This window comes from Halorubrum sp. CBA1125 (assembly GCF_009742825.1).
Taxonomy (GTDB): domain Archaea; phylum Halobacteriota; class Halobacteria; order Halobacteriales; family Haloferacaceae; genus Halorubrum.
This window is the reverse complement of sequence record NZ_WPCE01000129.1, coordinates 1-8380: the sequence shown is the minus strand read 5'-3', so window position 1 is coordinate 8380 and position 8380 is coordinate 1. Positions and strand designations below refer to the sequence as shown.

The 8380-nt window shown below is 67.5% G+C and carries 10 protein-coding genes and 2 pseudogenes; 5 read left to right on the top strand and 7 right to left on the bottom strand.

The window, feature by feature from the left end:
• Positions 1–250: pseudogene (locus GJ633_RS11440) on the bottom strand (hypothetical protein); the annotation flags it as partial.
• Complete coding sequence (locus tag GJ633_RS11435; protein WP_156588934.1) at positions 251–1576, bottom strand: twin-arginine translocation signal domain-containing protein; 1326 nt, start codon at positions 1574–1576, stop codon at positions 251–253.
• A gap of 155 nt (positions 1577–1731) precedes the next feature.
• On the opposite strand from GJ633_RS11435, the pseudogene GJ633_RS17885 reads away from it, so the two are divergent.
• Positions 1732–2298: pseudogene (locus GJ633_RS17885) on the top strand (YeeE/YedE thiosulfate transporter family protein); the annotation flags it as partial.
• 118 nt (positions 2299–2416) lie between these two features.
• Positions 2417–2941, top strand: coding sequence for a YeeE/YedE thiosulfate transporter family protein (locus GJ633_RS17880; RefSeq protein ID WP_321169046.1), 525 nt, complete (start codon positions 2417–2419; stop codon positions 2939–2941).
• A 111-nt stretch (positions 2942–3052) separates the two neighbouring features.
• Here the strand turns inward: GJ633_RS17880 and GJ633_RS11425 are convergent, their stop codons facing one another.
• The 3 genes from GJ633_RS11425 to GJ633_RS11415 all read right to left on the bottom strand — a co-directional run bounded on the left by GJ633_RS11425 (position 3053) and on the right by GJ633_RS11415 (position 4991).
• The gene (locus GJ633_RS11425) at positions 3053–4183 is read right to left on the bottom strand and encodes a HAMP domain-containing sensor histidine kinase (RefSeq protein ID WP_156588933.1); all 1131 of its coding nucleotides are present in this window, start codon (positions 4181–4183) and stop codon (positions 3053–3055) included.
• Between the two features lie 170 nt (positions 4184–4353).
• Positions 4354–4689, bottom strand: coding sequence for a rhodanese-like domain-containing protein (locus tag GJ633_RS11420; RefSeq protein ID WP_156588932.1), 336 nt, complete (start codon positions 4687–4689; stop codon positions 4354–4356).
• Between the two features lie 2 nt (positions 4690–4691).
• Positions 4692–4991 (bottom strand): sulfurtransferase TusA family protein, encoded by a 300-nt coding sequence (locus GJ633_RS11415; protein ID WP_156588931.1) that lies wholly within the window; start codon positions 4989–4991, stop codon positions 4692–4694.
• A 151-nt stretch (positions 4992–5142) separates the two neighbouring features.
• On the opposite strand from GJ633_RS11415, the gene GJ633_RS11410 reads away from it, so the two are divergent.
• The gene (locus tag GJ633_RS11410; protein ID WP_156588930.1) at positions 5143–6162 is read left to right on the top strand and encodes a PLP-dependent cysteine synthase family protein; all 1020 of its coding nucleotides are present in this window, start codon (positions 5143–5145) and stop codon (positions 6160–6162) included.
• Between the two features lie 71 nt (positions 6163–6233).
• Here the strand turns inward: GJ633_RS11410 and GJ633_RS11405 are convergent, their stop codons facing one another.
• Positions 6234–6497 (bottom strand): MoaD/ThiS family protein, encoded by a 264-nt coding sequence (locus tag GJ633_RS11405; RefSeq protein WP_156588929.1) that lies wholly within the window; start codon positions 6495–6497, stop codon positions 6234–6236.
• 33 nt (positions 6498–6530) lie between these two features.
• Here GJ633_RS11405 and GJ633_RS11400 point away from each other — a divergent pair, with 33 nt between their 5' ends.
• Together GJ633_RS11400 and GJ633_RS11395 are read left to right on the top strand one after the other, a co-directional pair.
• Entirely contained in the window at positions 6531–6719 is a 189-nt protein-coding gene (locus GJ633_RS11400; protein WP_156588928.1) for a hypothetical protein, read from the top strand.
• 27 nt (positions 6720–6746) lie between these two features.
• Positions 6747–7610, top strand: a complete 864-nt coding sequence (locus GJ633_RS11395) for a molybdopterin-synthase adenylyltransferase MoeB (protein WP_156588927.1) — start codon at positions 6747–6749, stop codon at positions 7608–7610.
• 97 nt (positions 7611–7707) lie between these two features.
• Here GJ633_RS11395 and GJ633_RS11390 read toward each other — a convergent pair whose 3' ends face one another.
• The gene (locus tag GJ633_RS11390; RefSeq protein WP_321169045.1) at positions 7708–8118 is read right to left on the bottom strand and encodes a desampylase; all 411 of its coding nucleotides are present in this window, start codon (positions 8116–8118) and stop codon (positions 7708–7710) included.
• Positions 8119–8380 lie beyond the last annotated feature (262 nt).

Sequence of the window (8380 nt, the reverse complement as noted above, 5' to 3'; positions counted from 1 at the left end):
CGTCGCGGTTGTCGGCCAGCCAACCGGGCCCGACGAAGTGGGCGACGTTCCCCGAAACCTCGTTCTGGGCGGCGACGTCAGCCGGGGTCGTGACACCGAGACAGCCGGCGGTGCTCGCCGCGCCAGCGACCGTCGCGCCGGCGGCGGCCCGGAGGAGCCCGCGGCGGGTCGACGCCGGATCGGATCCCTCCTCCGCGTCGGAGACGGCGGTCCGGTCGTCTGAGCCTTCCGAATCGGTGTTCCGTGCCATCTACCCGCAGTAGCAGTGGTCGTCCATGCACCACGACGCCTCCATGTCGCCGAAGGGTATCCCGAGCGAGGCGAGCGACGCCTGAATGCTCGCCAGGGCGTCTTCCTGCGGGCGGACCGTGCCGCCGACCGCGCCGGTGGGCGCTTCTCCCGCCTCGACCGTCGCGACGACCTCGCGGCTCTCGTGTTCGATCACCGCGACCTGGTTGGCGTCCTGGACGGGGACGTACAGCTTCTCTCGGTTCGGCCCCCACGCCCCGGCGATGCTGCTCCCGCCGACGTCGATGGTCGTGTCGTACTCGTTCGCCTTCAGGTCGATCACGCCGACGCCCTCGCCGGGGATAAACAGGTACGCGGCCGTGTTGTCGGGCGCGACCTCGCTCGTGATCGGCGCGCCCGGGAGCCCGTCGTCGCGGGTGATCTTCGCGATCTCCGCCGGATTCTCGGGGTCGGAGATGTCCCAGACGCTCTCTGAGCCCTCGCGGGGAACCTCGGGGTCGCCGCCGAGCGTTCCTTCCCCGTTCTCGACGAGGAGGAGCTCCCCGTCGAAGGAGGCGGTGCACATGAACGGGAGGACGTTCCCCTCGGTGACCGGCTCGCCGGCGTCGACGCGCGTCACCGTCTCGAAGGGGTCGACGCTCACCACGCGGATCGCCTCGTCGGCGACGTCGACGACGAACGCGTAGTCGCCGTTCGGCCCGAGCGTCATGTCGCAGGGGCCGACGTAGCCGGTCTCGATCTCGGCGGTCACCTCGCCGAAGGCCTCGCTCTCGCGGTCGGCGTCGACGCGGAAGATCGCGTGGTTCTGGTCGCCCTCGGGCTCCATCCCCGTCGTCCCGCCGGAGGCGATCAGCAGGTGGTCGCCGTCGGGCGTCACGTTCGGGTAGTTCGGGCCGTATCCGGTATCGACGAACGCGAGCTCCTCCAGGGTTCGCTGGTCGAACGCGCGGATGCCGCCGGAGACGTTCAGCCAGAGCACGTCGTGGTCGGCGTCGATCCCGGTAGAGTACTGGTTCGCCGGGAACGAGGCGGTCGTCCCGAGGAAGGAGGTGGTGAGCAGCTCGTCCGTCTCGACGTCGATGACGGTCAGGGTCCGGTCCCCGTTATTGAACACGAACATCGTCGGCGCGGGCTCGTCGCCGCCGTCGCTCTGACCGGAACAGCCGGCCAGCGCCGTGGTCGCACCGACCGCGCCAGAGGCCTGCAGCAGGCGGCGGCGGTCGATCCCGTCGGCGAAGGGATTTCGGCGGTCGTCGTTCGCCAGGTCGCTCCCCTTCGACGGACGTGGGCCGGTCTCGATCGCGCCACATCCGCAGTCTTCGCTCATACCCTAGCGACGTGTCTCGGGAGTAAAGAGGCCCCGAACGCCCCCGTCGTTGCCCCGTGTGCCACGTAGCGGAAAATATTGCCTCCTGCTCTGACCGGAGGGGGCCGTTACCGTCTCCAGCGGTGCTTTATGCGCGGGAGCCCTTCGGTAGGGTGATGCTGCTCTCGCCCGTCGCTTACCTCGGTATCTCGATCGCCGTCGGGCTGTCGTTCGGCGTCCTGTTACAGAAAGCGCGGTTCTGCTTCGTCAGCGCCTTCCGCGACTTCGTCGCGTTCAAAGACACCCGCGTGCTGAAGGGGCTGCTCGCCGGTATCGCCGTGATGACGGTGTTCTGGAGCCTCCAGGCGACGTTCGGCTACTTCCGCGGCTTCTGGACGCCCGCGTGGGGGCTCGGCTCCCTGATCGGGGGGTTCGTCTTCGGACTCGGGATGACGCTCGCCGGCGGCTGCGCCTCCGGAACGCTGTACCGCGCGGGACAGGGGTACCTCCAGTTCTGGCTCGTCTTGCTCTTCATGTTCGTCGGGTACGTCCTCTTCGCGTTCGCGTTCCCCGTCGCCGAGACGTACTACTTCCAGACGCTGAACCCGTTCGAGGGGCAGACGCTGTACCTCTCCCTTCCCTTCTCTCCCGCCGTCACCGGTGCGCTCGCCGTCGCGCTCGGCACGCTCGCGTACGCGTTCGTGAAGGGGCGGAGCCAGCTCCCGGACGATCCCTCGGGCGGTACCGGCGTCGCCGCCGACGCGCGGGCACAGGCGGCGATCGGGGGGCTCGCGGCTGCTCTCGTCGGTCGCGCTCGGCCTGCGCGGCATCGCCGACGGCACGGTCACATACGTCCGCGGGGTGCGCGAGGACGACCGACCGCTCTCCGACCGGCTACGAGACTCGTGGGACGCGCGGACTGCCGGCGTGGCGATGGCGCTCGTCGCGAGCCTCTGGTTCTGGGTCCACGGCCACTGGGCGATCACCGGCAGCGAGGCGCGCTGGGCGGGGTACCTCCTCGCCGCCGCCGGCTACGACGTCGCGAGCGTGGAGTACTGGGGCTCGATCCTGTTCCGCGACGGGAACATCTCGATGACCATCGACATGGTGATGATCGCCTCGCTGATCGTCGGCTCGTTCATCGCCGCGTACGCCTCCGGCGACTTCCGGGTGCGGAAGCCGAAGCGCAACCGTGTGCCCAACTACGCGGCCGGCGGGCTGCTGATGGGCGTCGGATCGCGGCTCGCCGCCGGCTGCAACATCGCGAACCTGTTCTCGGGTGTCGCGCTGCTGTCGATCCACTCCTTCATCGCCGGCGCGGGGATCATCCTCGGCGTCTACGTGATGACCCACTACATGTACCGCGAAGTCGGCTGCGCGATCTGAACGGGGTCGCCGACCGGTCTGTGGGTCCAGTCGCGCGTCGTCGGCCGCGCGGTGAGGCGCGGTCGCCCGTCCGATCGCGCCCTTCCGGAGAGGATCCCCTTGATCGCGGGATCAGTCCGTCAGCGGATCGAGTACGACGACATCGTCGATCTCGAACCGGGTCCCGCCCGTCGAGGCGTCCGTGACCGTGATCTGCCAGTCGTGGGCCGCCACGACGCTCGCAACGATCGCCAATCCCAGTCCGCTCCCCTCGACCGCCGAGGAGTACCCTCGGTCGAAGACTGCGTCCCGATCGGTCTCCGGGATGCCCGGGCCGTCATCCTCGACGTAGAACCCCGTTCCGTCGCCCAGCGCGCCGACCCGAACTGTCACCCTGTCGCCCCCGTGCTCGACGGCGTTTCGAAAGAGGTTCTCGAACAGGCGTCGGAGCCGGTCGGGCGACGCCCGAATCGTGATATCCGCGTCCACGTGGAGGTCGGACTCAGCGGTTACGACCGACTGCCAACAGCGCTCGGCCACCGACGCCAGTTCGACCGCTTCGGCCGCTTCGACGGTCTGGCCCTGCCGAACCATCGTCAGGACGTCCGAGATGAGTTCCTCCATCCGGTCGAGCGCGTTCGCCGCCGTGGTCAGGTGTCGGTCATCGGTGGATTTTCGGACGAGATCGATGTAACCCTGCGCTACTCCGAGGGGATTTCGGAGGTCGTGAGCGAGCACGCTCGCGAACCGATCCAACCGCTCGATTTCGGCGGCGGTGCGCCGGCGTTGCAGTTCGTGTTCGAGCATCCGAGCGATCAGCTCGGCGAACAGCGTCTCCTCGTCACTGAACGGCTCGGTGCGCGGGCTCTCGGAGACGAAACAGACCGTTCCGTAGATCTCGTCGTTGACGACGATGGGGCTTCCGTGATAGCAGTGTATCCCGTGCGTATCGAACGCGGGGTCGTCGGCCCAGCCTTGCGCGGGGGCGTCGTGGAGCGCAATCGTGCCGCCGTCGGCGAGGACGCGCCGACAGTACGTGTTCCCGAGGTCGAGAACGAGACCGGGCGGGAACGCCCCGTCGGCCGGATCCGTGCTGGCGACGGTTTCCCAGTAGTCGCTGTCGGTGTGGATCTCGGTCAGGTGAGCGTTGTCGACGTCGAGATACCGCTTTCCGAGCGCGAGCGCCTGCTCGGCTGTCACGTCGAACTCGCGGGGCCGGTTCATCACCTCGTAGAGTTCCTGGCGAGCGTTCTCGGCGTCCATGTTGGGTGTCCATCACGGTCGGACGTAAAGAGATACGCCTACTGGTACTCAAGCTGAAATACGGTGTCAGTACTGTTGTGACGGCTCGCCGGTCCCCGTATCCCGACGGGCCGGTCACCGACGCGGTCCGTGAGATTCGTCGTGAAAGAGCGATCGAACCGTTCGGCAGCCTACGCGTCCGCGGCCGCGCCGGTCTCCAGTTCGAAGTCCCACTCCTCGTAGCCGCCGGCCATGCTGGCGACGAGCACGTCGTCCTCGACGCCCTCGTAGCTGCTTATTAGCATCGCGGCTTGCTTCGAGGACTGGCCGACCGGACACGCACAGACCACGTCGGTGTCGTCCCAGTCGATGTCGGGGACGCGCGAGGGGAGGTCACCGAGCGGGACGTTGATCGATCCGGGGATGTGGCCCTGCTCGTACTCTTCCGGCGGCCGCGTGTCGATGACGCGGATGTCGCCCGTCTGGATCCGTTCGTTGACTTCTTCGGGGGTGAGTTCCTCGACCATGGTTACTCCTTGCGCAGGTAGATCCGGTAGCGGCCGTCGCCCGACTTCCACACCTTCGCGGTCGCGTCGTCGCCGACTGCCTTCGGAACGTTCTCGGTGCTCGGGACGTGGTCGGTCTTCTGGACCAACACGTCGCCGGGCGAGAGCCCCGCGATGGCCTTCTTCGCTTCCACCTGCGGATACGGACAGACCTCACCGGTCATGTCCTGTACTTCGGTCGCGTCCTCCAAGAGTGCCTCGGCCGTCTCGTCGTCGAGCTCGTCCGGCATCTCGACGACATCGTCCCAGGATGGTTGACTCATAGATCTCCGTACGCCGCCGGCGGCTTAACGGCTTGCGTGACCGGCAGAGTTCTCCCGTTCCTCTGACGGGCGAACGGGACGCACAACCGCGAAAGACGCCTCACAGCGCCGTTTCCGTCGGACTCTTATCAGGGTGGGATCTACACCACGCATGAGCGAGTACGCCGTCGACGAATCGACCATCTTCGAGACGCCGCTCGTCGAGTTGGACCTGGGACTGCACTCGGACGCGACCGTCTACGCGAAAGCGGAGTGGTACAACCTCTACGACGCCCCGCACGGCGGCGGGTCGGTCAAATCGCGGATCGCGAAGGGAATGTTAGACGGCGCCGAGGAGCGCGGCGACCTCGAACCGGGCGTCACCGTGATCGAGCCCACCTCGGGCAACACCGGCAGCGAGATCGCCCGTCTCGCGAGCGCTCGCGGGTACAACGTCGAGATCGTCATGCCCGACAACGCTGCGGGCGGGAAGGTCGAGGCCGTCCGCGATGCTGGCGCCGAGATCCACTTCGTCGACGCCGACCTCGGCTACGACGCCGTCATCGAGCGGTGCGAGGAGATCGTCGCCGCCGACCCTGACCGCTATTACCGGCCGAACCAGTACGAGAACCCCGACAACCCCGACACCCACGAGCGGACGACCGCCCGAGAGGTCTGGGCGGCGACCGACGGCGAGGTCACCCACTTCGTCGCCGGCGTCGGCACCGGCGGCACGGTCACGGGCACCGGACGCGGGCTCACGGACCTGAGCGACGGTGACGTCGAGATCGTCGGCTTCGAGCCGGACGAGCAACTCCACGCCATCGACGGGCTGAAGTACCTGAAAACGGGCGACCACTACCACCCCGAGACGTACGACGAGTCGGTGCTCGACCGGACGGAGTACGTCGCGACCGGCGACGCCTACGATCGGGCGCGGGCGCTCTGCGACCGGTACCAGGACGCCGAGGTCCCGATCGCGGACCGCGGTCAGCACGACCTCGAAACCGTCCGCGAACACCTCCGCGTCGACGACCAGTTCGTCGTGGGCACCTCCGCGGGCGCCGGCGCGGCCGTCGTCGCCGCCCTCGACGAGGCGGACGAACTGGCGGACGACGACGTGGTCGTGTTCATGCTGTGTGACCGCGGAGACAAGTACGCCGACATCCCGCTCTGGGAGGACTACCTGTAGGTGTCGGCGAACGGCGAAGCGGTCGCAGAACGGTTCGCTCGTCGACGTCTCACCGACCGGCCGCTGGCCGTCTATCGGCCGCCGCTGGCCGCGGGGATGACGCGGACCTGCGCGTCGTCCGGCACCTCGGCGTCGAGTCCGTCGACGGGCGTGCCGTCGACGTACACGTTGATGAACTCCTTGATCGCGCCGTCCTCGATCACGCTGTCTCTGAGCTCAGATCCGTGCTCGGCCGCGTGATTGTCGAACAGTTCCCGCACGGTGTCGCCGTCGACCGCGACCTCCGAGGTCGAGGAACCGCCGACGAGGACGGCCGGAAGCTTGATCGTTGCCATACGCCGGCTACGACATCCACGCTAAAAAGGAGCGTGTCGTCGGCAACGCCGGCCACGGTCGCCGACGAGGCGGCCACGGCCACCCGCGAGCCGACCGCGGTCGCCGACTTCACGGTCACGGTCGGCATCCAGGCACACGGTTCGACATCCAGGCGGGTGGTCGTGCGGGCGCGACGCACCTCCGAGAAGGCGGCAGCACGCGCCGGTGGGCGGCCGGCTTAAGCGTGCGCAGCCGGTAGAAACAGGTGAATGAGCGATCTCGATCTCGACCCCACACAGCTCGACCGGTACTCGAGACACATCATCATGGACGACGTCGGCCCGGAGGGGCAAAAGAACCTCCTCGACGCCGAGGTGCTCGTGCTCGGCGCGGGCGGGCTCGGCGCGCCGATCATCCAGTACCTCGCGGCCGCCGGCGTCGGCACGCTCGGCATCGCCGACGACGACGAGGTGGAGCTGTCGAACCTCCAGCGTCAGGTGATCCATGGCGACGACGACGTCGGCCGCAAGAAGGTCGACTCAGCCGCCGACTTCGTCGCCCAGCTCAACCCGGACGTCGACGTCGAGAAACACGAGCTCCGGGTCACCGCCGACAACATCGAGGAGCTGATCGACGGGTACGACTTCGTCGTCGACGGCACCGACAACTTCGCCACCCGGTACCTGGTCAACGACGCGTGTACGCTCGCCGGGATCCCCTTCTCGCACGGCTCCATCTTCAAGTTCGAGGGACAGGTCACGACGTTCGCTGGCGAGGAGGACTCGCCGTGTTACCGCTGTCTGTTCCCCGAGGCGCCGCCCGCGGGGATGGTCCCGAACTGCGCGACCGCCGGCGTGCTCGGCGTCCTCCCGGGCACCGTGGGCTGTATCCAGGCGACCGAGACGGTCAAACACATCATCGGCAAGGGCGAGAGCCTCGACGGCTCGATGCTGTTCTTCGACGCGCTGGAGATGGAGTTCGACCGCGTCGAGATTCCGAAGAACGACGACTGCCCCGTCTGCGGCGACGATCCCGCCATCGAGTCGGTCCACGACGTCGAGTACTCGGCGTCGTGTGCGATCGACGTCGACGGCGAGGCGTCCGGCGAACCCGAAATCGAGGCGAGCAACTGACCGCGCCGGATGTCCCGCCCGTCGAACGGCTCTCGTTTCAGTCCGGTCGGGTCAATCGCTTTCAGTCCAGCGGGTCAATCGATGACAGCCCGTCGAGTCAGTCGGTGAGAACGACCGTCTCTTGCTCGAACTCGTCGCCCCGCCAGCGCCACGATCCGACGAACGGGTAGCCGTCGAGCGCGCAGATCACATACGAGTGGTCCGGCCACGTGGCCCGGGCGGCGTCGGTCCCGCTCGGGTACGGCGACCCCGTCGGATGCGAGTGGTAGAAGCCGACGACGTCCAGTCCCTCGGCTTCGATCCGCTCTATCACCTCGAACTGTTCTTCGGGGTCGATCAGGTATCGAATCTGAGGCGTCTCGGCGACGTTCTCCGTCCGGTGGGTTCGGGTGACCCGGCTGTCCGACGCGCCGTGCTCGCCGGCGAGGACGCCGCACACCTCCTCGTCGCCGCCCTCGTACGCGTGGTAGATCACGTCGTCGTACGCCTCGCGGGTGAATTCGATCACGCGTTGCCGGACGGCCGTCTCTCCAATAAGTGGCTCTGTTGAAATCTATCGTTCAGACATCGTTTCAACCGGAACAGCTGATCGCTGAAAGGCGCTAATAGGACGTGTCTTTGATTGGGACTGGATCGCTCGGTGATACATCGCCGTCACCGTGGAGAACACAACCAAAGCCCCAGCCGCTCGGCGATACGTGGTCGACAGTTCCGCGGCGAATACGTCCAAAGCCCCAGCCGCGAGGGCTCGGGGGTCTTGCTGCGCGCCT

Excerpts from the sequence above, each read along its gene's own strand:
- GJ633_RS11435 (WP_156588934.1), bottom strand. The coding sequence starts at position 1,576 with ATGAGCGAAGACTGCGGATGTGGCGCGATCGAGACCGGCCCACGTCCG.
- GJ633_RS11425 (WP_156588933.1), bottom strand. The coding sequence starts at position 4,183 with ATGGACGCCGAGAACGCTCGCCAGGAACTCTACGAGGTGATGAACCGG.
- GJ633_RS11420 (WP_156588932.1), bottom strand. The coding sequence starts at position 4,689 with ATGGTCGAGGAACTCACCCCCGAAGAAGTCAACGAACGGATCCAGACG.
- GJ633_RS11415 (WP_156588931.1), bottom strand. The coding sequence starts at position 4,991 with ATGAGTCAACCATCCTGGGACGATGTCGTCGAGATGCCGGACGAGCTC.
- GJ633_RS11410 (WP_156588930.1), top strand. The coding sequence starts at position 5,143 with ATGAGCGAGTACGCCGTCGACGAATCGACCATCTTCGAGACGCCGCTC.
- GJ633_RS11405 (WP_156588929.1), bottom strand. The coding sequence starts at position 6,497 with ATGGCAACGATCAAGCTTCCGGCCGTCCTCGTCGGCGGTTCCTCGACC.
- GJ633_RS11395 (WP_156588927.1), top strand. The coding sequence starts at position 6,747 with ATGAGCGATCTCGATCTCGACCCCACACAGCTCGACCGGTACTCGAGA.